Origin of the sequence: Leeuwenhoekiella palythoae (genome assembly GCF_020310025.1) — a bacterium.
GTDB lineage: Bacteria > Bacteroidota > Bacteroidia > Flavobacteriales > Flavobacteriaceae > Leeuwenhoekiella > Leeuwenhoekiella palythoae.
The window spans coordinates 2,566,985-2,590,135 of record NZ_CP084318.1; the positions used below are offsets into that span (position 1 = coordinate 2,566,985).

The window sequence follows — 23,151 nt, forward strand, 5'->3', positions numbered from 1 at the left end:
TCGTTACTTACCTATTTTCTTCTTTTTTTATTTCTTCTACTATATTCCTTATTTCTTTCAATAATTTCTTTGATATAGTTTTGTATCGGTAATAACATTATATCTTCAGGTAAGGAATTTATATAACCTAAAACTTCTTCCCATCTTTTGGCTCTAATCAAATCAGGGTCTTCATTTCCACTCCAAACTGCTTGTTGGTATATCCACCTTACCTTTTCAAAAACAGCCTTATCTTTATTTTTAATCAGATGAGTTTTTATAAAGCTTTCCTTTTCATTTGCGAATTTTTTATGAACTATGTCCATAACAACCGTCAAGTGTTCAGGGCTGTTAGTATGTTTTATCATATATGTTCTTAAAAAAGAGATGGCTCTTTTACTTTCTTCAGGTTTTAATTGTTCGAAAAGATTTCCTGTAGGATGGTCACTTATTCCGTAGTAATGTTCTTTGTCAATAATATAATCTAAAATAGATTCCATTCTTTCTATTAAATCTTCATTTTTCCATACAAAATTGTATTTATCGCGATGCTCTCTATTAGGTCTTTTAAGTTCCGATATACTATAATAGTATTCAAAGTATTCTAAAAGAAATTCAGGATAGAATATACATAGTTGCTCTAATCCTTCGCTATCATAATCAAAATGAGCTTGTGTGAAATCTTGCAACAAATATGTTTCTTTTAAAATTTTAATATCATCAGTAAATAAATTTACATACTTTTCAAACAGACTACCATAAAAATAGATTCTCAACCCTTCTTTCATCTTTTTGTTCAAAGAAGATAATATCTTATGAAACAACTTCGAGTCTGCTTTTAAATATTTCTCTAAATTTTCAAAAGAAATGCTGAAGTTTTCAGAAGCCGTTTGTGACCACTCAACAATATCTATCGCTGTCTTATGATATAATTTTTTAACTTTAAGTCTTTCAAAATAGCATAATATTATATTGGTTTTTCTATTATAATCTCCTTTACTAATTGCCTCAAAAATTTCAAGAGATTCCTTTTCTTCAATAAGAAAATTTGAAAATGGCCAATACGGTATATAATTCACTTGATTGTTATCTTTAATTATAGTTTTTAATAATTCTAACCCTTTTTTAAAATCAATCCCAAAAATGGAATTAACTGATATGTCAAAACTGTTTCCAGAGATACTCCATTCAGCATTTGTAGCCTCATATAAATATTTGTAATCTTTATAGAGTAATTCAGGTTCTTTAGAATATATAGAAATTGTATAAGCCTTTATTTCATTGTTCTTTTTTTCCTCATATATTTTATGATCTAATTTATCATCTAGTTCATATCTGTGAACCCCATTTAATACCTGTCTGTTTAAAATTTTATAAAATTGATATAACTCACAGTTAAACGATGTTGAAAGTTCTCTAAAGAATTTATGATTAACCTTAGATCTTTTACACCACCATATTTGTTTTTGTACATATCTACAATGTTCAAACATATTTGGATTTAATTTTTCATTAATGATTTTTAATATAAATTCTAAATCATATTTCATTAACTCTTTATTGTTATCTGGATGCATTGAAGCACAAGATTCTAATAATTCTAAAGACTCATTTTCATACGAATCAAAATGTGTAAAAACTCTATTCCATATATCATCTCTTAATTCTTCTATGATTGTTCCTTTTTTGACTTCGTAATTATAAATTGATAAACTGTTACCATATATGGGTTTTACTTGTTGGAATTTATGTTTTAATAGCATTTTCCCTATTACATAAAACAATTCTTTCTCAAGTTGTTTTTCTTCATTTGCCCCTTTTAAAACAATATCTAATAAAGTTCTTTGTTTATAATAGCCATATTGTACATCTTGATAATCAAAACTTAAATATTCTTTTATTGTATAATGAAATTCACTTGCTGTTTCAGGATTACGTCTAATAAATTCTAATGTAGCTAATAAAGCATTCTTTAGGTAGGTAGATGGTCTTCTTGAAAAATGACTTAATAAGCTAAATATGTTTCGCTTTTGTGATGAAAACTCGTTAGTCTCAAAGTTAAATTTGTATTTATCAACTGATTTAGGTTCACCTTGAAGGCCTAACTTAAGCATATATTCAATTGTTTGGTCAGGTATGATAAACCAAAACAATTCATAGAATTCTAATAGATTAATTTTAGAGCTACGCGCAAAATTTAAGAGCACAGATTTAATTGCTTCTACTACGTTTTCGTGATTAAAGCTATTGTTAGCAGATATTACACAATCTTTAAATCGATAATCATATTTTGGAAAATAATTAAATAGTAATATCTCAAAATCTAATGATTTTAATTGAAAAAAAGCTTTGTTAAAAAAATAGATACCTAAGTTTTGCTCTACTATTTTAATTTCTTCTTTATAGATACTTATCAATTCAGACTTTCTTAATAACTCGACATTTGAAACAAAGTCATTTTTATTTAGTTTGAATGTCTTGAGTAAATTATCAAAATCAATAGAATTCATATTTACTGAACTGAAGAAGGTAATCAAAGCCATTGTATTAATAACATTTTCATTTTTTAATTCGCTTGAATCCTTTAAGAAAGTTTTAAAATAAAGGTCAAATGCGTCTTCTGTGTTATTAAGAGCTGACATATCTTGATTAACGCCATCAAGTTTAGCTAGCATAAGAGCAAGTCTAACATTTCCTTTTGCTAAATCTAATATTTTATAAAGTGAATCTTTATTTTTTATACAAAAGGGTTCGGTAGTTAAAATATCTCTTAATTCCTCATCTTTAAGTCTTTTGATACTTATAGTTTCGAAATCAAATTCACTAATGTGTTCAGAAAAATCTGTTGCAGCATAATCTCTAACAGTTACAAGTATTTTTACTTTTTTGTAAGAACTATTTTTTAAAAACTGTAAAATCCGTTCAAAATGAGATATTCTATGTGCATCATCTATAAAAAGAATGGTTTGTGAGCCTACCGATAGCTTTCCTTTTAGATCATCTACAATTGAATCACTGTCAAATGAATTTACCCAAACCATTGTGCTAGGTTGTTCTCTTAGTAGTCTATCTAATACTTCAACACATAATTTAGATTTTCCTGTCCCAGCAGGGCCAGAAATGATTGAAATATGATGCTTATTGATTAATTGAAAAACTTCCTTGATTTCAGTCTCTCTATGTAGAAATGGGTTGTTTAATGGTGTAGCAATTTGTTTGCCAGCACTGTTATAGTTTTTGACAAATGTTTCTAAAGAGACCCACTGGGATTTATCTAAAGGGATGTCTAAATATTTATTACCTATGTCTGTATTTTGTAATAAAATATTTCTCGCAATACGATTGATACCCCAAAAATCCATTAAGATATTTTCTTTTTTGCATAGCTCATTGAGTTGATCACTTTGACCTGGTTTTAACTCAAAACTTGCACAGAATGTGATTGTCTGTATTTTTTCTTTTTTTACTCCAGTCTTTTCTTCATCTATACATTTAGTGAAGTCATTTATAAGCTTATTTAACCCTCCACTTTTATCTTTTGTAATCTCATTAAAAACAAAAAGATCATTATCCAAAAGTATATAAGAGTCTGGTGTCCCTGATTTTGTTTCTTCTTTTCCTAATGCCATACCAGACCGACCAAAATCTTTGTGAGACGGGTAATTACGTAGTATGATTTCATCGCACATTTCCTGAAATAATGTGCTGTTTAATGAAATTATTTTTGAAACTATTTCAGAAAGTTGAGACATATCTATTTATTTTCAATCAAACCTAATTTAAATTCTTCCAAAATTTCAACGGCATATTCTAAATCCCATTCTCTATTTCTTATCCATTGTTTGGCAATTACTGAATCTTTGGCATTTGCAACGTTATCGTTGATGGTTTTTAAAATTCTATCATTGATGGCTTCTGAAATATTTAAAAAGTGGCTTGCTTTTCTCCCTAATACTCTTGCTGCAATTTTGAATTGATCCAAGTCATCTTCCTCCGGAAAAGTGTCATTGTGATGTTCTACTATTTCATCAAAATTTAAATCGAAGTAATGTTCAATGATTCTTAAAATATCATAGAGGTCGTTATCCCTTTCTTCTGGTCTATCGCTCCAGGCTATTAATTTTAAAATTACCATTCCGGGAAGGGATGGGATTTGCAAGGACTTTTCTTCTATTTGTACGGTTTCAGATTCTTGTAGCACTTCGTTATATCCCAGAACGTGTAAATCTGTGTAGCGTTCATTAAATTTTATGGTGAATTTTTCTTCTATCTCTCCAAAGGGTAATAGATCAATAGCAATATTGAATTTGTCATTATAGAGAGTCCACGGAGCTTCTACTTTGTTAAATCCATATTTGAGAAGTGCTTCAACCACGGCTTCAAATTCCTGTATGGAAGCTATCATTATAGCAAAATCAATATCTTTTGTTCCCCTGTTGGGTTTAATACCTCCTTTCAATAGTTCTAAGGCTACCGCACTTGCGCCAATGAGGTAGTATGGTATGTTCAGTTTTACCAATACATCATCGATAATGTCAAAAACTTCTTTAAAATAAGGGATTGCTAATTCCTTATAGGTTTGGTTTGATTTGCTCATTCAAAATTAGATTTGCGGTTTCTTTGCTTCTTTTATCATTCCCGATCATCAATTCTGCATACACTAATGCTGCGGGTGCTGTATTCTCATTAAATTGGGGGTTCCAAAAGAGATCGTATGCCCATACATCTCCTTCATCATCTGGGATTAGTCTATAGTTGAGCATCAGTTCTTTTACGGTCTCTATCGTGTATATTATAAACTTTTCTGGGCGTAAATGATTGGTGAGTATATCCCCTGCAGGTTCACCTCCCCATACGGTTTTCCCTTCGTTGAACTGTATTTCTTTCCAATCTTGATTTTTATTTTGAAATCTAAAACGTTGCTTAAAAATCGTAGGCCGTAAAGTTTGTTCAAATTCTGTAATCCATCTATTGAGAAGTTCTTCATAATGATTGATGATGTATTCATTCTTATTCAATTTTAAAATGAAGTTAGTGTCCAATAACCCATTTATAATTAAAGGAATATTTCCCAAGCCTACATTTGTAAGCTCAGCGATATCTCTCTGAGTGTGATTTAATAACTGGGGATTTAATAAAAAATGAAATACGACCTTAAGTCCAGTTTTTGTAAATGCCCTATTTCCTTTATCCTTTTTAGTTCTAAGTGTTTTATTGGTATCAATATATAGGAATACTTCATTATGGTTTATATAGACATTTCCATTGCCCTCTAAATAATTCACGTTATGCGCTCTTAGTTCTTCCTTTACTTTTGGAAATAACTTTTCGGCAACCAATAGAAAGTTTTGAAATTCACTGTTGTAATGTAGTATATTGAGTATTTGATGATTCTTCACATCCTTTTTAATCTCTACCAGTAATACGACCTTCTTATCATTAAGGGTTAAATTTAATTCCCCATCTATACCAGTGTCTTTATTAGGATCAATAGTTTTCCAGTCCCAAATAATCGGGATATCCTTCTCTAAATTATGAATTGCATTATTGAAAATATCTAATTCAGTCATTACAAAAACATTTTATTGTTCACTATTTTTTATTGTTCATAATTCGTGAACACGTGTTATTTATGAACAAAGATACTTGATTATTATGATTAATATATAAAAATCATTCAGCACATTTCTCTTCATTCCACAAAAAGCTACATTCCGGGCAAAAAGCTTCCCTAAAAAGTCTTGGACACCATCCACAATTTCTCCTTTCCATTCCGTTAACCCTTCCCGATGCTCTGGGAAGGAACACTGCATTCCCAATTCGAAATCGTGAACACAGTCCGCTTTATCGGAATTCCATTTAATCATTTGGTGCCACTTCCTATGTATTGGTACTTCACAAAAGACTTTAGAACTACTCCCGCACCCCTCACTGTCCCTCCCTTTTTTTGACAGCAAAATACCAACATTTGGAAGTTGAACGGACTGCATAAGCCAGTCGTGCCTCCTTTTTATAAGTCCTTATCAATTCCAAATATTGAAACCGTATCAGCAACAAAAAAAGGTAACAGCGAGGGCGCTATGGGAAGTAAATCTAAAATGAATCTTATGAAATCGTACAAAAACATCAAAAAGGAAGCGGCACCAAAAAAAACAAAAAAGGAAAACGCTCTGGATATAATAAGTAAATCATTTCAAAAAAATAGAAACGCAAACTGTCTGAATGGTTCAGATAGCATTATTAATCTTTAAATATTTTATTATGAGTACTTTAAAAAATCACGTACAGTTAATCGGAAACGTTGGACAGGAACCAACCATTACCAACCTTGAAAGCGGAAAAAAAGTAGCCCGTTTTTCAATCGCCACCAACGAACACTACAAAAACAGCAAAGGCGAAAAGGTACAGTCCACCGACTGGCACACGGTTGTAGCTTGGGGCAAGACTGCCGAGATTATCGAAAATTATGTAGGTAAGGGAAAGGAAATAGCCCTAACGGGAAAACTACGAACCCGAAGCTATACCACCGATGACGGAAACCAACGCTATGTAACCGAGGTGGAAGCCAATGAAATCCTATTACTAGGAAGCAAAAATGATAAGTAATCCTAAAAAGCAAAGAGGGCGTTCCCTTGGAAAGTAGCGCCCTCTTTTAATTATTAACCCTTTTAATAAGCTAATAATGAAAAGCAAAGTTAATGAAATAGCTATAAGTTACAGCGGAAGCACCAAAGCAAATTTACTTCCCAAAATCACCTGTTCCCAGAGTGCGGCAGATTTAGCTTACAGCCATTGGAACAAAGAAACAATCGAACTACACGAAACCTTTAAAATACTATTACTCAATAATGCCAATAAAGTGAAAGGGATTTATGAGGTTTCCAACGGAGGAATTACGGGTACTTTAGTAGATGTGCGAATTTTATTTGCTGTCCTCTTAAAGAGCCTCACTACCGCAGTAATTTTATTACATAACCATCCGAGTGGAACTTTAAAACCAAGTGAAGCCGACAAACGCCTAACCCAGAAAATTAAAAAGGCAGGAGAGCTGTTTGATATCAAAGTTTTAGACCATTTGATATTGACCCCTGATGGTGACTATTACAGTTTTGCAGATAACGGAATCCTTTAAACTGAAAGCTATGATTTATCTAAATTTTACCGACTTGAGCGAAAAAACTCAAAACCGACTTTTAGAGGATTCTAAAAAAGATGTAGAACGAAAATTTGGGGATGAAATCCGCAAATACGTCAAGGAAAATTATACAAGTTTTGAAACGATGATTGAAGAAGAAGCTATAAGGAATTTGTATTCCTATACTTTTGTATTCAATATTTAATTTTTAAAAATTTCCCAGGAAAACACCGCTATATTGTAGTGGTGTTTTTTGCTTTATTGAATTTTCAATTCAATAAAAATCATTATCTTTATTTCGCTGAAATTCAGCATTCAATTTTACGTAGGGTTATCCATTTTTTGACTTTCGCCGATAACCGTACCCATCGAAAAATTACATAACAGGAAATTATTTCCCTGAAACTGGCAATTGGCTTTTTAGCCAAATTGTACGGAATTTTGTCCAGCTGGGCGGGACGAAAAGGAGTAGCAAGAGGGTAACACGCGATGCGATGTTAAGCACTCCTACTTCTTGTTAATCACTTGATTTTTAGTTAATTAAAAATCAAGTGATTATTTGGATTTCTACAATTTGCGACAAATGCCCTGTGAGCGCCCATTTTTAGGGAAGGATTTGCGACAAATCGGCGAATTATGGACTCATTTATCGGCATTAGATTCAAAAAGGAAACCGCCAAGCGTTTCCAGCAATTTTCAAGAGCACACTTCAAATCGCATACCGAGGCAATGGCGGTGATGCTCGATTTTTTCTTCTACAATGAAATCTCGCCACGGGAAAAACTGGGCCCGACCGGGAGGACGATAGAGGCCAATTTAAAGAAACGGATCAATGCGGTAATCGCCATAATGCGGAATATGGAAAAGACCCAGACCAAACCCACCGTGGCGATGATCGAATCCCTTTTTCAGACCGAAGAACCCAAAAAGAAACCGCTGATCTTGGAGAAGAAATTTGTGAAAGAAAAGAAGGAAGTGCATTTTCAAGAAAAACGAAATCTAAATAACGAACTCTAAATTTTTGAGCTATGTATATCACGATCACACCTCAAAAATTAGGAGGAAATTATTCACAAAGTTCGGGCGATTTTGTGGGCTATCTGGAAAAGGAAAATCAAAGTTTGGAACAGGAGGAAATGGAATATTTTTTCAACCAATATGACGATGAAATCGGCCGAGGAAGTGGTAAAGGATATTGATGGGAACGGTGCCAAACTGAAAAAGAAAGAGCCAAAATTCTATTCGATTACGGTCAGCCCTTCCAAGTATGAACTGAACAGATTACAGAACAGTAGCGAAGATCTGAAAAAGTACACCCGCGAGCTGATGAAGGATTATGTGGGATCGTTCAACCGGGAAATTAATGGCCGACCGGTAACTATTGACGATATAAAGTATTACGCAAAAATCGAGCACCAACGAACCTTCAAGGGAACAGACAAACAGATCAAAGAAAACCAACCCTTTGCCTCCAAAATATTGCAGCTAAAAAATGAGATCCGAAACATAGAAAACGGCTCGATGGAAGGAAGTGCCAGAAAGCGGGAACGGGAAATTGCTAAATTAGAAAAGCAGGCCCCGCACCAACAGGATGGGAAACGTATTGTCCAGGGAATGCCCAAGGCCGGCAACCAAAGTCATATCCATATTATCGTAAGTCGCAAGGATGCTTCCAATTCGTTCAGCCTTTCGCCGGGGAGTAAATACAAGGCTTCCGATGTCGAGATGAGAGGGAAACAGGTTAAACGGGGTTTTGACCGGGACAAGTTTTTTGAACAAGCAGAAAAAACCTTTGATAAGACTTTTGGCTACCAACGGAACTTTGCCGAAACCTACAAAGCCCGGAAGAATTTCATTAAAAACCCAAAAATCTACTTTGCCTCCCTGATGAAATTGCCGACCAATGAAAAGGCAATCGCTTTTAAACTGATGCGGGAAACGGGCATCCCGATAATGCCAAGTATCCCGACCAACCAGGCGCAGCTTGCCCTAAAGGTTTTCAATAAGCTGCGCAAAGGTTTGGACGTGGCCATCAAATCAAGTTCCATCGGAATCTAAATCTTTGTTATGCAACTGGACAACCTTACAACGACACTCTTAATTATTGGTTTAACAAGTGCGCTATTTTATATGCTGTACAGGTTGACCCGTTATGCCTTTTTTTTAAACGTGGCTTTGCTCGGTGCTTTGGTATTTTACCTATCGAGCAACAATGGACTTATTTTGATTTCATTGATCCTGGTTTGTCCGCTGATGCTGATTAATACAGGACTGTATGTTTTTTTGCACAAAACGGACGAGCCAAAAAATAGAGATAGTAAATATCAGGTTAGTTTTGCAACGAGCAATGGAAACTTTAAACTGGAAAACGTAAAACGTGGGGCATCCATCATCGGATCTGCCGGAAGTGGCAAGACTGAAAGCGTAGTTTATGGTTTCCTAAGGCATTTCCGAAAAGAAGGCTTTTGCGGGATCATCCACGACTATAAGGATTTTGAGTTGACGGAAATGGCGTATCCGCTTTTCAAGGATAGCGATATTCCGTTTAAGGTCATCTCCTTCGATAAGATTATACATAGGGTGAATCCCATCGCTCCACGCTATTTAGAGAACGAGGAAAGCGTAAACGAGGTTTCAAGGGTATTGATCGAGAACCTATTGGAGCAAAGGGAATCCGGCACGAGCGGAACGACCAATTTTTTCAATGATGCTGCGGAAGGATTGATCGGCGGGTTGATCTGGAAATTGAAAAACTCTTACCCCAAATTTTGTACCCTGCCACATTTGATCGCCATTTATCAATATCTGGACACGGACAGCCTTATTCAGTTTTTAGAAACCAATACCACATCAAGGGCAATGGCGGATGCGTTTATTAGCGGAAAAGATTCCGAACGACAAACGGCAGGTGTAAAAAGTACGCTGGCCAATGCGCTCAAACGAATCAGTACCCAGCGTATCTTTATGGCACTTTCCGCAGAGAATTGTGAATGCGAGGTCGGTGACGACCTCCATTTGCACTTTCATTGCAACAACTGTAATGAGACAGTCTGTTTTTGAAGCAGTCCAACTCAGTCGATCGCCGGTGGCCAAGGTGTTTAATTTTCGTGATTTTCCATAAGATAAATTCCTTAAATCGTCCAATTCCTGAATATAGTGGTTGACCAAAAGATCATACGCCATAATTTTGGCAACGGCATTATCGTGACTTGTAGAAAATTCTGCATCGGTATAAAAGTGAGAGGTGTCTGAAACCAAACTGATTTTATCTTTTCCCCGCAAAAAATAAAACTCATCGAGAACGGTAGATCCCTCCCTATAATACTTTATAAAATCCAAATGGCGGCGATTGCTTTCCTGAAGTTTTTTAATCTCATCGTCTATAAACAATTGTTGTGATTTAATCGTTCCGGCCGGCCGATTAATCAGAAAGTTGTAGAGCTTAGCGTAATATTTCAAGCGACTGTAAATATAAGGCTTATGCTTTTTGAAAAATATGATTTCTTCCTCTGGATTTTTGAACTCATTTTCCCTTACGCATACTCGTAATTTCTGTAGATACTGTCTGGAAATCGATATCCCATTTTCAACGATACTGAAATCATTGAGGTTTGATTCTTCTACGGGTTTTATTTCTTTTTTGTAATCGTTTATTATCTTGAGTAATTGTTTTTTCAAATCTGATTTGGGTTTATATGTTAATTAAAATAAAACCCACATTATCAACAACTACAATTTTGGGGTTTAAGAAATTAGGTGGTTTTTTAGTGAGCGAACACATCAAAATTCAATGCTTATGAATGTTCCCTTTTAGCACAAAAAAGTAAAGCGAAAATGAGGCTATGACCAAGAGGACAAGTACGATAATTCCCTTGACCTTATCCTTTTTTGAGATTTGACCTTTCGATGGTTTTTGAGCTTTTTTCTTTCTTCTATTTCTTCTACTTTGGGACATCTTGTTGTACTATTTCCAATCCATTTTCTGTAATTAACTCCAAAAGCACCTAAGATCAGCAGCAACTTAAACACCAACGACAGAGCGATATTGTGCGAAAAGTTTTTTAGCTTTTCTAAAAACATGACCTTTTAGAAATTTAATTTTACAGAAAATAATATTTCGACAGCCTTATAAAATCTATATATTTTATAAAAAAAAGAACTCTGTCATTATTTTAAAATAAGTACAGGTGCTTCTGATTTAAAAATCATTTTTCTTCTCAAACCAAGTTCAGTTAATTTTTCTATAAAATCATGTTCCCTGTATAATAGAGCCAAAACATCGATTATGTTTTCCTTCAGAAAATTGGTTATATTCTCTTCAGTTTTTCCGTCGGAAAAAAGGTGAACAGAAATATTCTCCAGGTTAAAAAACTGCTTATAATAATCTTTAACCTCCTGCTCATTAATATTTTCATCTTTACTTTTAGAAGAATGAAAAATAAAAAGACTGGCATTAAATGCCATTAATAGATTAGCAAGAATACTTAATTCTCTATCAGGCCTGAGATTATCTGAATCCAAAGCGAGACAAATTCTTTTTAAGCCAAAAGTTTCTAAATCTTCAGGTACAACCAGCACGGGGCAGGGCACGTCCATGCTTATTTTTTCACTGGTAGTTCCTGCAAGGTAACCTTCTACCTCACCCGCACCTTCCGTACCCATGATTACTAAATTGACTTTTTCTTCTGTTGCTAATTGAAAAATTATATCCGAAGTTCTTCCAGAGGTTACAATACTCTTATATTTAATTGTGGCCAGACGCGGAAAATTTTCGAGAAATTCCAGCATTTTCTCTTTGTATAAATCCTGGTAAGAACTAAAATTATCGGGGACCGGATAGGCTATAGCTCCATATCCGGCATATTGATAACCTCCAGAGTAGGTATGTACAAAAATGATTTCCGAATTTAAAGATTCGGCCACCTTTGTTGCATACTCTACTCCAATTTTTGAACTTTGACTAAAATCGATCGGAACTAATATTTTCATGATTTTTTAATTTTAATTACACATTCAGTTTTCCATTGTTTAATTTTAAAAAAGTTATTTTTTAATCCATTTTTTTGCAGTTTCTCTATCCTCTAGATCATAATATTTCACTTCTGCATTGGTGAACGGTTTCATAAACTGAGTTATCCAATCCTGCCATTTTTTACCTCCAACCATCACAATTTTTTCATAATCCTGAGCGTGTGTGGTATCTATTTTCAGGTCTTCCCAGAATCCAGGAAGATCCCAGCCCGTAAAGTCTTCCATTTCAAAATACCAGCGTACCTTCATTCCTTTGTCCAGTATAGCGTGGATAAGCGGATGGATTTTTTCCATATCCTCTTTTTTTAATTTACCTGAAGCTTTTGTTGCTATGATATTCCCCCCTGTTAATTCAATTATCTGTAACATACTTTTGTGTTTTAATTATTATCCTCCTAAATCGTAAAACCATTCCTCAGCTTTTACAATAGCCTCAGATATAGCCTTTTTTTCCATGTAATTTTTCTCCTTAACTAATTGCCCGGCAATTTCCAGCGCCTTTTCCCTAACCCTTGGGTCGAGGGAATCAAGATCGGATTTGAAATCTTCGAACATCCAGTCCATCTTGTTATTGAAGTGTTTTTATTATTACGGCTAAATTTTTCTGTTTTCCATCTCTGCTTTTACAATACCACGCTCCAGGGCTTCCTCCTTTGAACATTGGTTTTTTCTATAGTGTTCTTCAGCATATTTTACTGCCAATTCACGGATATTTTCATCCAGAATATTGAACCTTTTTGTGTAATTTTTAAAAAGTCCATCTTTCATCTTCAAAATAGTTTTAGTACGAAAAAAATCATTACCAGCAAATAGACAATGTATGCCGCATCAAACACAAAAATTTGCCAGCGGGAGAAACCGTGCAATTCCTTACTTTGGTGCACAAACAAGATGTATAGTAGTGGCATAAGCCCAACAAAGGCCAGGTTAACCCAAAACAACTGAAAATCTTCGATTGGGGTAGTTACCAGTGCCAATGGAAAAAATGCCACCGTCATCGTGACTGCATTGTCTGCAATAACACTGGTGGTGCCCGCCGTCACCTCTCCTCCTTTTACCACGCTCCAGGTCTTGAAAATTTCCGGTGCCGTGGTCATTATGCCCGTGATGAAAAGACCGCCCACGATTTCCGAAATATTTAAGGCCGCAACAATATTTTCGGTTGCCTTTACAATAAAGAAGGCACCTACGGCTATTGCCAGGGCACCAGCAACGGAAAGGGCTATCTTTTTCTTGTTCCAGGTTACCTTTTCACCCTTTTTTCTTCCTTTTACTATGGCGTGGGTCAAAAACACTCCATATGCCGCCAGCATAATCCACCCGTCTATCGGTTGGAGACCCCGCCAGGCTTTAGGTAAAGTCAAAAGGGCCACAAGGGCGATAATACTTAGATATGGTAGGGAAAGAACGGAAACAGAACGTTTGTTCAATGCCAGAATGTTTTTCTCCAGATGTTTTTGGTGGGTTTTATTTTTTTTGAAGTGTCTCCGGGAAGCGAAATACGCAATGGTTACCATCAGGGGAATTGAAATAATATTGGAACCTAACAAATTTCCAAGCCCAATGTCGGAAACACCCCGTGCAGCACTTGTAATGTTGATGGCTACTTCAGGGCTTGCCGTGACAATGGCAAGGAAAGCAGCACCTGCAGAAGCGGTAAGCCCCCATTGTTTACGGAGCATTTTTAAAGGAGCCAATAACTGATCCGCACCCCAATGGGCCGCCCAGGCGGCAATTCCCAATACTATTATCCAAAGCCAGACATTCATATTTTAAATTTTAATTAATTACTCTCCCATCCATAAATTTTTTGATAAGATCTACTTTGATAATTTTAATATCCTTATGGCGCCCCGCATTACAAACGTGAAAACGATGCCGCCAATTACCAAATCAGGCCATTTGCTATCCAGAAAATAAACCAAAACACCTGCCAGAATCACCCCACCGTTTACAATAATATCATTTGAAGTAAAAATAGCACTGGCCTGCATATGGGCTTCCTTACTTTTGGCCTTATTGATTAACCATAATGAAATTAAGTTTCCGGCAAGTGCCAGAGAGGAAATAATAATCATCCACTGAAATATGGGAGGTTCACTGCTCATAATAAACCTGCGTAAGACCTCTACAAATCCAAGTGTCGCCAGAGCCATTTGAAAGTATCCGCTAAATTTTGCGACCTTCTTTTTTCTTGAAACAGCACCACCTACGGCAAATAGGCTTAGTGCATATACAATGGAATCTGCCAGCATATCTAACGAATCGGCAATAAGGCCCATCGAAGAAGATATCCACCCCGTGGTCATTTCGATAATGAAAAAGCCGAAATTTATCCCGAGGACCCACCAAAGGATTGTTTTCTGTTTGGATTGGTCTTCTATTTCAGGAGGCTCGGCTTCTTCGGTCCCTTGAAAGGAATCCCCAAGGTTTAAACCGGCTATTGATGTTTGTATATCTTCGATTCCATTCACATGATATACTTCCAGTTTCCTGTTGGGAATATCAAAATCCAAGTGTTTCACCTGAGCATAAGACTCCAACTTCATCCGGATCATCTGTTCTTCTGAAGGACAGTCCATTTGACTTACTATAAAAGTACTTTTGTTCATTTCTCCCATATCACTTAACTATATTTTTCTTTCCTTTATTGGAAGTTAATAAGAGAATTACCGCACCGCCAATAGCTGCAAGTAATGAAGCTATCAAAATGCTTATTTTCGAAATTTTAATCAATTCCTGATCATTAAATGCGAGATTGGTAATAAAAAGGGACATGGTAAAGCCAATTCCCGCAATCATACCAATTCCAATTATATGTTTCCAGTTTAGTGTAATATGTAATTCGGAAACTCCAAGTTTTTGCCCAATCAATGTAAAAATACCAATCCCTGTTACTTTACCAATTGCTAATCCCAAAAGGATCCCCAACCCTAAAGAACCGGAAACAACCTCAATTAAATTTACATCGAGCTTTACTCCCGCATTCGCGACTGCAAAAACAGGAATGATAAAGAAAGCATTAAAATCAACAAGGGAATTTTCCAGTTTGAGCAAAGGAGGCCTTGAATTCTCAGTATCTGTTTTAATGGCTTTTAAAATTTTTCGTTGTTTTATATCCTGAAGAGGATTTAATTTTTCTAACTCTGCTTTCTCAAGATCAGTAACGTTTGTGGCAGTCCTTTCTTTGAATTTTTTACTGTCTAATTTGGGCACTATTGGGATGGTAATGGCAAAAAGTACTCCCGCAATTGTTGGATGGATACCTGAATTAAGGAAGCAATACCATAAGATGATACCTATAATAATATACCAAATCAAATTTTTGACCCCAGTCCAATTCATTAATAATAATAACCCAAATGCCCCCATGCCCGATCCAAGGTATATCCAGCTCAACTCGTTGCTATAAAACAATGCTATCACCAATATGGCACCTATATCGTCAGCAATAGCGAGGGCTATTAAAAATGTTTTTAACTGCCTGGGGACATTTTTCCCCAGTAGGCCAATTATCCCTAGTGAATATGCGATATCGGTAGCCATAGGGATGCCCCAACCCTTTATATTTTCAGTGCCTAAATTTAGGCTAATAAAAATGAGGGCCGGAACTGCCATACCACCTAAAGCTGCCAACAAGGGGGCTGAGGCTTTTTTAATTGAAGATAATTCCCCCACCATAACCTCCCTCTTCAATTCAAGGCCGGCAACCAAAAAGAAAATTGCCATTAGGCCATCATTGATCCATTCTTCAATTATTAGCCCAAAACTAAGATGCTCGGAAAATTCAAAAAGCAATTCATCACCAAGAAAATGATGATAGGCACCTGCCCACTGTGAATTAGCTAAAAGAAGGGCAACTATAGTAGCAATTATTAAAAAAATCCCCCCAGCTGTTTCCCTGTCGAGGAACTTTGTTGCCGTTTCCCTGATATACCCAATAGTGGATTGATTTCGAACTGATTGCCCCATTTGATCTTATCTATTTTTTGAGTTTATTACTTAAACCTTAATTTTTCAAAAAGCTCTGTAGCGTCTTAATTTTTAAGAACTTACTGTTAGGTCAACTTTAAATATGCAACGCCCTGTCTTCGGTAGCTGCCAGACAGGCCTCCTTAAAGGTCTCGGAAAATGTGGGGTGCCCGTGTGACATTCTTGCTATGTCTTCGGCAGCTGCCCTAAATTCCATCGCTACCACCGCTTCAGTGTAGCTGTCTGCAATGCGAGGGCCTATCATATGCACGCCCAGTATCTCATCGGTTTCCTTATCTGCGATTACCTTGATAAAACCGTCAGTGTCCATACTTATCTTTGCCCGTGCGTTTGCCTTATAGGGAAAAGAGCCCGTTTTTATACTTCTATTGGTCTTCTTCAGTTCTTCTTCCGTTAAGCCTACACCGGCAACCTCGGGTTGGGTGTACACAATATTTGGGATGAGCGAATAATTGATATGGGGCTTTTGGCCAACAATCCGTTCGGCTACAAAAACGCCTTCTTCGCTGGCTTTATGGGCGAGCATTGCCCCTCGGATTACATCCCCAATGGCATATACATCCTTGACGTTTGTTTCAAGGTTTTTATCTACCGTTACCTGTCCTTTCTCATTGGTTTTTACTCCTATATTTTCAAGGCCTAAACTGGCGATATATGGCTTTCGGCCAATGGCCATAAGACAGTAATCGCCTTCTAAACTCATTTCTTCTTTATCCGAAAGGTTTTCCGCTTTCAATTCTACTTTGCCGTCAGTTGCCGTTGCATTGGTTACCTTATGTTCCAAATAAAAATCAATTCCCTGTTTTCTTAGGGAACGGTGCAATTGATGTCCCAGTGCGCCGTCCATAGTGGCGATTAGGCTATCAAAATATTCTACTATAGAAACCTTTGAACCCAGGCGGGCGAATACGGAACCTATTTCAACACCGATAACGCCACCGCCAACGACCATTAAATGCTCGGGAATTTGGCCTAAGGCAAGGGCTTCGGTAGAAGAGATGATCCGCTTTTTATCGATTTCAATATTGGGCAGTGAAGCGGGTTTGGACCCTGTGGCAATGATGATTTTATCGGTTGCTATGGTTTCCGTTTTATCTTCGCCCTTAATCTCAATCGTGTTTTTATCCCTGATGGTACCGTGACCTTCATATACGGAAACCTTGTTCTTTTTCATCAGATAGTCAACGCCATTGATGATTTCCTGTACCACATCCTGAACCCTTTGGTTCATCTTTAGGATATCTACATTGGCCTCTTTAACATCAATTCCAAATTTTTCGAATTGATGTTTGAGTTTGTAATAATGCTCAGAGGCTTCCAACCAGGCTTTTGACGGGATACAGCCCACATTAAGACAGGTACCGCCCAACGTGCTGTACCTTTCAACAATGGCCACTTTCAATCCCAATTGGGCGCAACGGATCGCACTTACATACCCGCCCGGGCCAGATCCTATTATAGTTACATCAAATTTTTCCATATTCATATTTTTTTTAAGTTAGTTACGGTGGAAAAAACCTTAAGCTTGACCATTGGGGGCTGGGATTCAGGCTTAAGGCACTCCCACCTATTATTTTTTACTACAATTTTTACAAATCCCTTTTAAAACCAGGTTCACATCGTTCACCTCATACTGGTCTGGCAAACTCTCTTCCGATATTTTATTTGGTAAACAGATTGTTTTCTTACAATCGGTACAATGAAAGTGCATATGTAAATCTGTACTGTGTTTAAAATTGGTGTTTTCATCAGAAAGCGCATATTTTGCAAAAGCAGTTCCATCGTCAATTTGGTGCACCATGCTTTTTTTCTCAAAGAGCTTTATCGTCCTGTAGAAAGTGGTCTTATTGGCCGTTTTGATATTTTTATTGATAAAGACTTTTTGCATTTCATTTAAACTTACTGCATAAGTTTTCCTTTTGAGGTATTTGTAAATTTTCAACCTCATTTCAGTGGGACGTATCCCTTTTGACGATAATTTTTTTTCCGTTTTTGTCATTTTATATTCTTTCGAAAAACAGTCTAAGTCCGGATCTAATCTTTTTTATAAGCCAAAAGCCTTAACGCATTAAAAACCACCAGAAGCGTCGAACCTTCATGGATTACTACAGCCACTCCAATATTTGCCAAGCCGAATATGGTTGAAGGTATAAGCAGGGCCACAATACCAAGGCTAACCCAAAGGTTTTGCCTGATAATCGCCTTTGCCTTCCTGCTTAAGCCTATGGCAAAGGGCAGGGTTTCCAACTTATCGGCCATTAGCGCAATATCCGCCGTTTCCAAGGCTACATCACTTCCCGCAGCACCCATAGCTATGCCTACAGTGCTGTTTGCCATGGCAGGGGCATCATTAACGCCATCGCCCACCATTGCCACCTTGGATTCCTTTTCTTTTAATTCTTTTATAGCATCCACTTTTTCTTCCGGCAATAGGCTCCCCCAGGCATCGGTCAATCCTATTTCTTCTGCTACAGCGTCTGCTACCTTCTGGTTATCTCCGGTAAGCATGATCATTCGTTTAATGCCGATTTCTTTTAATTTTTTGAGGGTTCCCTTGGCGGCTTCACGAGGGGTATCCATTAATGCAATGATGCCTATATATTCTTCATTTTTTCGTATAAGCATTGTTGTATTTCCACCACCTTCAAGACCACGCACTTTCGTAGCTATTTTTTCGGAAGGTGTACTCTCATCAAGCCCTTCGTACAGGTCGAGGTTACCTATATAGATTTTATCATTGCCAAACGATGCTTTAATCCCTTTACCCAGAACTGCCTCCAAATTAGAGGCATTTGGGATTTCCTCGCCTTCCAGACGCTCTTTTCCATCACGAACTACAGCTTTGGCCAGGGGGTGATCACTCAAACTTTCCACAGCTACTGCTATTTTGAGAAGTTCGTTTTCAGATATATTTCCAAGTGGCACCACTTGGGTAAGTTTTGGCTTTCCTTCCGTTAGAGTTCCGGTTTTATCAAAGGCGAGGGCGGTAATAACCCCCAGGTCCTCCAGAGGGCGCCCTCCTTTAATTAATACCCCGCCACGGGCAGCTCTGGCCACTCCACTCAATACAGCACTTGGGGTCGAGATTGCCAACGCACAGGGACTTGCAGCTACCAGTACCGCCATTGCCCGGTAAAAGCTCGCGCTAAAGGGTTCGTCAATAACTAAAAAAGCGAACAAAAGAATCCCGACCAAAATAAGGACGGACGGCACAAAATATTTTTCAAATTTATCGGTGAGCAACTGGGTAGGTGATTTTTGGGTCTGGGCCTCGTTAACCAGTTTCACCAATCGGGAAAGCGTTGAATCTTTGGCTGCTTTGATCACTTTAATTTCCAAAGTATTGTTCCCATTGATCGTTCCGGCAAAAACGCGGTTTTCATCCTTGATATCATCTTGCGCCGAATAATCCTTGTCAACATCTTCTACGGGAACTTTATCTACCGGTACACTTTCCCCGGTAATCGGAGCTTGGTTGACACTGCTTTTTCCGTTGACCACAACGCCATCGGCAGATATTTTACTGTTCGGCTTGACCACGATAATATCGCCTATACCCAATTTTTCGATACCCACCTCTTCGGTTTTGCCATCTTTTTTGAGCAAAGCTGTTTTTGGTGCGAGATCGGCAAGGGCCGCTATGGACTTTCGGGCCTTGTTCATTGCATAGTGTTCCAGGGCGTGGCCAAGGCTGAACAGGAACAGCAAGAGTGCACCTTCGGCCCATTCTCCCAGAACAGCGGCACCTATGGCGGCCACCAACATTAAAAAATCGATTTCAAAACCACCTTTGGCAACGGTCTGTATGGCCTCTTTTGCCGTAAAGTAACCCCCAAAAAAGTAAGCACCTATGTATAAAGTAAGACTGACCCAATCTGGGATGGATGCAACATAGGAAAGTCCGAAACCTATCCCGAGAAGGGCGCCGCAGATAATAGAAAAAATAAGCTCCGTATTTTTACCGAAAATCCCACCGTGGGCGTGCCCTTCTCCTTCCTCGTGGGTCTCGCCCTCTTTGTGCTCGTGCCCCTCTGTGGAAGTTTGTTCTTTAGTATCTTCCTTCTTTGAACGCTCCTGTTTTTTGGATGCTTTGGTGTAATCATTTTCGTTTGAAGAACTCCGCTGAATCTGAAGGTATTCTTTTTCAATTTGTTTACTTATTTCATCAAAATTCGTTTGCTTTTTATCAAATTCAAGTCGTACCATTCCAGAGCCTGAAACGGAAACTTCCAAAACTCCATTGATTGCCAAAAGGCTTTTCTCGATGGAACGAGCGTGCCTTGTATGTCTAATCCCCTCAACCTCTAAAAGAAGATGACCATATTTTTCTGTAATTTCTGCCCCGGCATTTTCCGCCAAAGATTGAATTCGGTCAATAGAGATAATGTCCGGATCATAATGAAAGCACAGTTGCGGCACCGTATCTTCCTGATCATCTACTATATGTACTTTTTCAAGACCCTCTTTGGCCTCTAATTCAGCAATGAGCCTTTGCACACAAGTGTCTTTTTCATTTGGCACCTGAGGTAGCAATACCGGAATTTTTAGTTGTAATTTTTTCATTTTAGGTGTTGTTTATTTTATGTTTTTTCAAAAAAGGGAAATGATGTGAAACCAATAATAGAATAAGAAAAGCGGATGTAACACTTCCAATGAGGTACATACCAAACCCAATTGATATACCAACCGCGGCAGTGGCCCAAATTGTAGCTGCGGTAGTCAAACCGGAAATTAAATTTTTCGCGCTATCCCTAAAAATAATTCCTGCACCAAGGAACCCAATACCGGAAACAATATTGGCGACAATGCGGGTTTGGTCAGTTACTTCAATATGAGTATTGATTATTGTAATTAATGCGGCCCCAAGGCAAACGGCTGCATACGTTCTAATTCCTGCCGCATTTCCGTCAATTTCCCTATCGAGTCCTATCAGGACACCTAGTAAAAGAGCGACAAATAATCTCGGTATCAGTGTTATTTCAGTTTGAAAATCCATTGTATTCATCTTGTATTATAAAATATAATAATCTGTTGGCTCTTTCTTTACAGGAACATCTGTTTCACCTATCATTTGTTTAATGTTTATTTCTATCGTTTCGGCCAAATCAGTCATGGGTGTATCCAAAGGGTCGTTTTCAAAGGGATCCTGCATGAGTATGGATGTTTTTTCAATGGCAATGAAAATGACTGGTATAATAAATGTTATAGCGATTTCAACTGCTATATTTTTATCGTCCAATCCAAAAGGCAACATTGTAGCAAAAACGTAGATGATCAAATGAATCAATAAGCTGTGTGCTTTGGGGAAGACAGTATTTTTTATACGTTCGCATTTGCCCATTGAATCACATAACCTGGCTATAGTACTGTCTATCTGTACCTGCTGAAAATCATTGACCATACCAATTTCTTTTGCCTTTAACAAAGTTTCAGAGTGTTGTGACAATAAAGCATTAGGAATATTAAATGCTTTAATCCCATAGGATTCTGAGTATACCTTAACCCGAGTGGAAAAGGGTAGTTTCCTCAACGATTCCCCTAGGGCATAGCACCAGATTACCTGACGATCGGTCATCTCTTTCACCATCTTTTGATAGCCTCCTTGATCCCTTGCAAAAAAAGACACACACTGCCTGACCAGTGTTCTGGAATCATTGACAATAGCCCCCCAAATAATACGGGCTTCCCACCACCGTTCATAGGCTTGATTGGTTCGAAAACCCAAAAGTAGAGCCACCGCAGTACCAAAAACGCCGGTTATTGCAATTGGAATAGAGATTTTTGACAAAAAACCATATTGGTCCATATAGCCAACCAGAATTGAATAACTACCGATAAATATCAGGTCAAATTTTATGGTTTTCAAGAAGTCAAAAATTGATATCCGCTTATTTAAGAGCATATTTAAAAATTATTTAAGTCCGTTCAATAAGTTGTTTGCTTATTCTCATAATGTAAACTATACTTCATTGCCACATTTAGAACAAAATTTTGCATCCATAGGTATTGGTTCTTGACAACTTATGCATTTTACTTTACCTAAAGGCTCGCCATAATGTTGACAAAAAGAAGCATTTTCAGGATTGTCTTTGCCGCATTTTGTACATCTCACAACAACCTTGGGTTCATTAAATCTTGGGTCATTATTTTTACGTTGATGCTTGTTGGAATGATGACCATAATTTCCTCTTAATAAATGTTTTAAAAATCCCATATTGTTTAGTTTAAGTATGTTTCCATATATTCCAACGCCTCGGGCATATCCAACTCGCGGGTTCCGTTCCCTGTTCTGATAAAGAAATGCGAACGATCGCCCAAATTCAAATACACAGGTTTTTGTGATTTGTGAACCCTTACATAACAGATATCCTTTTCTTCAAATTGGTGAAAAGACACTTTAACCAAAGTGCAAAAATGGGTACCCAACTTGAGGGACACCAATTGCATTATATATTGCTCAAACCCGTCCTTGCCAGGTTTTTTTAAAGTACCATAATCCTGTTCCAGCCCCAGAATACTACCTTCATCATCAATTCCGATAATTAAATGCCCTCCTTGGGTGTTCATAAACCCGGCAATTGTTTTTGCTATTACGTCTTCCAAAGCCTTATTCGGTTTAAACTGCCTCAAATCCCATCTCAAGGTAGATTTAAATTCTACTTGCTGGTTTTCTCCTGCCGCAATCAGCTCTCTGATCTCCTCCAGCTTATCTTTTCTTCCGGTCAATTGAAATATTCTTTGCCTGACCATAAACATAAGCGACAAGGCAATGCCCAGCAGTCCAAATAGCAATTTGATTATGGCTTGATCCAAATCCCATACTCTAAATTCCTGCTGATATGAAGCAAGCAGAGATTTCCACCATTCGCCATTATCTCCCTGCATGTCATACATGTGGAGTGAAATAGCCAGGGGCTGTATTATAAATAAGCCAAGGGCTAATCCAATGAATATAAAAACAAATACTTTCCGTTTTTTCATTTTTACCTTCTTTTATATACCATAGGTGCCAT

The 23,151-nt window shown here is 37.2% G+C and carries 22 protein-coding genes and 3 pseudogenes; 7 read left to right on the forward strand and 18 right to left on the reverse strand.

All coding sequences use genetic code 11. The features are described from left to right. Positions 1 to 11 precede the first annotated feature (11 nt). The 3 genes from LDL79_RS10910 to LDL79_RS10920 are packed head-to-tail and all read right to left on the reverse strand — an operon-like array spanning position 12 to position 5,549. A complete protein-coding gene (locus LDL79_RS10910) occupies positions 12 to 3,731 on the reverse strand; it encodes an nSTAND3 domain-containing NTPase (RefSeq protein WP_225597725.1) in 3,720 nt (1,239 codons plus the stop codon). A gap of 2 nt (positions 3,732 to 3,733) precedes the next feature. Beyond that, positions 3,734 to 4,576: a nucleotidyl transferase AbiEii/AbiGii toxin family protein gene (locus tag LDL79_RS10915; protein WP_008613703.1), complete on the reverse strand. Its 843-nt coding sequence runs from the start codon at positions 4,574 to 4,576 to the stop codon at positions 3,734 to 3,736. Beyond that, complete coding sequence (locus LDL79_RS10920; protein WP_008613704.1) at positions 4,551 to 5,549, reverse strand: type IV toxin-antitoxin system AbiEi family antitoxin; 999 nt, start codon at positions 5,547 to 5,549, stop codon at positions 4,551 to 4,553. Before LDL79_RS10920 ends, LDL79_RS10915 begins: the two co-directional genes overlap by 26 nt. Positions 5,550 to 5,954: 405 nt before the next feature. On the opposite strand from LDL79_RS10920, the gene LDL79_RS10925 reads away from it, so the two are divergent. The 7 genes and pseudogenes from LDL79_RS10925 to LDL79_RS10955 form a co-directional block, all read left to right on the forward strand. Next, a complete protein-coding gene (locus tag LDL79_RS10925) occupies positions 5,955 to 6,230 on the forward strand; it encodes a hypothetical protein (protein WP_040879722.1) in 276 nt (91 codons plus the stop codon). Positions 6,231 to 6,240: 10 nt separating this feature from the next. Beyond that, positions 6,241 to 6,585 carry a single-stranded DNA-binding protein gene (locus tag LDL79_RS10930; protein WP_008613710.1) on the forward strand — a complete coding sequence of 115 codons (345 nt, stop codon included), beginning with the start codon at positions 6,241 to 6,243 and terminating at the stop codon, positions 6,583 to 6,585. 76 nt (positions 6,586 to 6,661) lie between these two features. Beyond that, positions 6,662 to 7,111 (forward strand): JAB domain-containing protein, encoded by a 450-nt coding sequence (locus LDL79_RS10935; protein WP_008613712.1) that lies wholly within the window; start codon positions 6,662 to 6,664, stop codon positions 7,109 to 7,111. Between the two features lie 10 nt (positions 7,112 to 7,121). After that, positions 7,122 to 7,319 (forward strand): hypothetical protein, encoded by a 198-nt coding sequence (locus LDL79_RS10940; RefSeq protein ID WP_008613718.1) that lies wholly within the window; start codon positions 7,122 to 7,124, stop codon positions 7,317 to 7,319. Positions 7,320 to 7,750: 431 nt separating this feature from the next. Further along, entirely contained in the window at positions 7,751 to 8,131 is a 381-nt protein-coding gene (locus tag LDL79_RS10945; protein WP_008613719.1) for a BfmA/BtgA family mobilization protein, read from the forward strand. Between the two features lie 11 nt (positions 8,132 to 8,142). Next, a pseudogene (gene mobB / locus LDL79_RS10950) lies at positions 8,143 to 9,172 on the forward strand (MobB family relaxase). Between the two features lie 9 nt (positions 9,173 to 9,181). Then, positions 9,182 to 10,123 (forward strand): annotated as a pseudogene (locus tag LDL79_RS10955) (type IV secretion system DNA-binding domain-containing protein); the annotation flags it as partial. A 66-nt stretch (positions 10,124 to 10,189) separates the two neighbouring features. On the opposite strand, the pseudogene LDL79_RS17250 reads toward LDL79_RS10955, so the two are convergent. The 15 genes and pseudogenes from LDL79_RS17250 to LDL79_RS11030 form a co-directional block, all read right to left on the reverse strand. Further along, positions 10,190 to 10,792, reverse strand: a pseudogene (locus tag LDL79_RS17250) (RteC domain-containing protein); the annotation flags it as partial. Positions 10,793 to 11,281: 489 nt separating this feature from the next. Continuing rightward, positions 11,282 to 12,103, reverse strand: a complete 822-nt coding sequence (locus tag LDL79_RS10965; protein ID WP_008613722.1) for a universal stress protein — start codon at positions 12,101 to 12,103, stop codon at positions 11,282 to 11,284. A 54-nt stretch (positions 12,104 to 12,157) separates the two neighbouring features. Then, the gene (locus tag LDL79_RS10970) at positions 12,158 to 12,514 is read right to left on the reverse strand and encodes a SpoIIAA family protein (protein ID WP_008613723.1); all 357 of its coding nucleotides are present in this window, start codon (positions 12,512 to 12,514) and stop codon (positions 12,158 to 12,160) included. An 18-nt stretch (positions 12,515 to 12,532) separates the two neighbouring features. Next, positions 12,533 to 12,709 carry a hypothetical protein gene (locus tag LDL79_RS10975; RefSeq protein ID WP_008613724.1) on the reverse strand — a complete coding sequence of 59 codons (177 nt, stop codon included), beginning with the start codon at positions 12,707 to 12,709 and terminating at the stop codon, positions 12,533 to 12,535. A 30-nt stretch (positions 12,710 to 12,739) separates the two neighbouring features. Next, positions 12,740 to 12,913 (reverse strand): hypothetical protein, encoded by a 174-nt coding sequence (locus LDL79_RS10980; protein ID WP_008613725.1) that lies wholly within the window; start codon positions 12,911 to 12,913, stop codon positions 12,740 to 12,742. A gap of 2 nt (positions 12,914 to 12,915) precedes the next feature. Next, positions 12,916 to 13,914, reverse strand: a complete 999-nt coding sequence (locus LDL79_RS10985) for a sodium:calcium antiporter (protein ID WP_008613726.1) — start codon at positions 13,912 to 13,914, stop codon at positions 12,916 to 12,918. A 51-nt stretch (positions 13,915 to 13,965) separates the two neighbouring features. Next, positions 13,966 to 14,757, reverse strand: coding sequence for a cation efflux transmembrane domain-containing protein (locus LDL79_RS10990; protein ID WP_449543910.1), 792 nt, complete (start codon positions 14,755 to 14,757; stop codon positions 13,966 to 13,968). A 10-nt stretch (positions 14,758 to 14,767) separates the two neighbouring features. Then, entirely contained in the window at positions 14,768 to 16,117 is a 1,350-nt protein-coding gene (gene nhaA / locus LDL79_RS10995; RefSeq protein WP_009778864.1) for a Na+/H+ antiporter NhaA, read from the reverse strand. A 97-nt stretch (positions 16,118 to 16,214) separates the two neighbouring features. Then, positions 16,215 to 17,618 (reverse strand): dihydrolipoyl dehydrogenase, encoded by a 1,404-nt coding sequence (lpdA, locus tag LDL79_RS11000; RefSeq protein ID WP_167596224.1) that lies wholly within the window; start codon positions 17,616 to 17,618, stop codon positions 16,215 to 16,217. A 90-nt stretch (positions 17,619 to 17,708) separates the two neighbouring features. Then, on the reverse strand, positions 17,709 to 18,137 hold the full coding sequence (locus LDL79_RS11005) for a Fur family transcriptional regulator (RefSeq protein ID WP_167596225.1): 429 nt from the start codon (positions 18,135 to 18,137) through the stop codon (positions 17,709 to 17,711). A 35-nt stretch (positions 18,138 to 18,172) separates the two neighbouring features. After that, entirely contained in the window at positions 18,173 to 20,701 is a 2,529-nt protein-coding gene (locus LDL79_RS11010; RefSeq protein ID WP_093026604.1) for a heavy metal translocating P-type ATPase, read from the reverse strand. 1 nt (position 20,702) lies between these two features. Then, positions 20,703 to 21,143, reverse strand: coding sequence for an MgtC/SapB family protein (locus LDL79_RS11015; RefSeq protein WP_008613746.1), 441 nt, complete (start codon positions 21,141 to 21,143; stop codon positions 20,703 to 20,705). Positions 21,144 to 21,149: 6 nt separating this feature from the next. After that, positions 21,150 to 22,040 (reverse strand): bestrophin family protein, encoded by an 891-nt coding sequence (locus LDL79_RS11020; protein ID WP_008613747.1) that lies wholly within the window; start codon positions 22,038 to 22,040, stop codon positions 21,150 to 21,152. Between the two features lie 57 nt (positions 22,041 to 22,097). Next, positions 22,098 to 22,352 (reverse strand): zinc ribbon domain-containing protein, encoded by a 255-nt coding sequence (locus tag LDL79_RS11025; protein WP_008613749.1) that lies wholly within the window; start codon positions 22,350 to 22,352, stop codon positions 22,098 to 22,100. Positions 22,353 to 22,357: 5 nt separating this feature from the next. After that, positions 22,358 to 23,119 carry an AlbA family DNA-binding domain-containing protein gene (locus LDL79_RS11030; protein WP_009778859.1) on the reverse strand — a complete coding sequence of 254 codons (762 nt, stop codon included), beginning with the start codon at positions 23,117 to 23,119 and terminating at the stop codon, positions 22,358 to 22,360. Positions 23,120 to 23,151 lie beyond the last annotated feature (32 nt).

Bases quoted from the DNA above. Each gene is read 5' to 3' on its own strand.
- LDL79_RS10970 (WP_008613723.1), bottom strand. From the start codon at position 12,514: ATGTTACAGATAATTGAATTAACAGGGGGGAATATCATAGCAACAAAA.
- LDL79_RS10945 (WP_008613719.1), top strand. From the start codon at position 7,751: ATGGACTCATTTATCGGCATTAGATTCAAAAAGGAAACCGCCAAGCGT.
- LDL79_RS10935 (WP_008613712.1), top strand. From the start codon at position 6,662: ATGAAAAGCAAAGTTAATGAAATAGCTATAAGTTACAGCGGAAGCACC.
- LDL79_RS10930 (WP_008613710.1), top strand. From the start codon at position 6,241: ATGAGTACTTTAAAAAATCACGTACAGTTAATCGGAAACGTTGGACAG.
- LDL79_RS10990 (WP_449543910.1), bottom strand. From the start codon at position 14,757: ATGAACAAAAGTACTTTTATAGTAAGTCAAATGGACTGTCCTTCAGAA.
- LDL79_RS10940 (WP_008613718.1), top strand. From the start codon at position 7,122: ATGATTTATCTAAATTTTACCGACTTGAGCGAAAAAACTCAAAACCGA.
- LDL79_RS10985 (WP_008613726.1), bottom strand. From the start codon at position 13,914: ATGAATGTCTGGCTTTGGATAATAGTATTGGGAATTGCCGCCTGGGCG.
- LDL79_RS10910 (WP_225597725.1), bottom strand. From the start codon at position 3,731: ATGTCTCAACTTTCTGAAATAGTTTCAAAAATAATTTCATTAAACAGC.
- lpdA (WP_167596224.1), bottom strand. From the start codon at position 17,618: ATGGAAAAATTTGATGTAACTATAATAGGATCTGGCCCGGGCGGGTAT.
- LDL79_RS10980 (WP_008613725.1), bottom strand. From the start codon at position 12,913: ATGAAAGATGGACTTTTTAAAAATTACACAAAAAGGTTCAATATTCTG.
- LDL79_RS10920 (WP_008613704.1), bottom strand. From the start codon at position 5,549: ATGACTGAATTAGATATTTTCAATAATGCAATTCATAATTTAGAGAAG.
- LDL79_RS10975 (WP_008613724.1), bottom strand. From the start codon at position 12,709: ATGGACTGGATGTTCGAAGATTTCAAATCCGATCTTGATTCCCTCGAC.
- LDL79_RS11030 (WP_009778859.1), bottom strand. From the start codon at position 23,119: ATGAAAAAACGGAAAGTATTTGTTTTTATATTCATTGGATTAGCCCTT.
- LDL79_RS11010 (WP_093026604.1), bottom strand. From the start codon at position 20,701: ATGAAAAAATTACAACTAAAAATTCCGGTATTGCTACCTCAGGTGCCA.
- LDL79_RS10965 (WP_008613722.1), bottom strand. From the start codon at position 12,103: ATGAAAATATTAGTTCCGATCGATTTTAGTCAAAGTTCAAAAATTGGA.
- nhaA (WP_009778864.1), bottom strand. From the start codon at position 16,117: ATGGGGCAATCAGTTCGAAATCAATCCACTATTGGGTATATCAGGGAA.
- LDL79_RS11020 (WP_008613747.1), bottom strand. From the start codon at position 22,040: ATGCTCTTAAATAAGCGGATATCAATTTTTGACTTCTTGAAAACCATA.
- LDL79_RS10915 (WP_008613703.1), bottom strand. From the start codon at position 4,576: ATGAGCAAATCAAACCAAACCTATAAGGAATTAGCAATCCCTTATTTT.
- LDL79_RS11015 (WP_008613746.1), bottom strand. From the start codon at position 21,143: ATGAATACAATGGATTTTCAAACTGAAATAACACTGATACCGAGATTA.
- LDL79_RS11005 (WP_167596225.1), bottom strand. From the start codon at position 18,137: ATGACAAAAACGGAAAAAAAATTATCGTCAAAAGGGATACGTCCCACT.
- LDL79_RS11025 (WP_008613749.1), bottom strand. From the start codon at position 22,352: ATGGGATTTTTAAAACATTTATTAAGAGGAAATTATGGTCATCATTCC.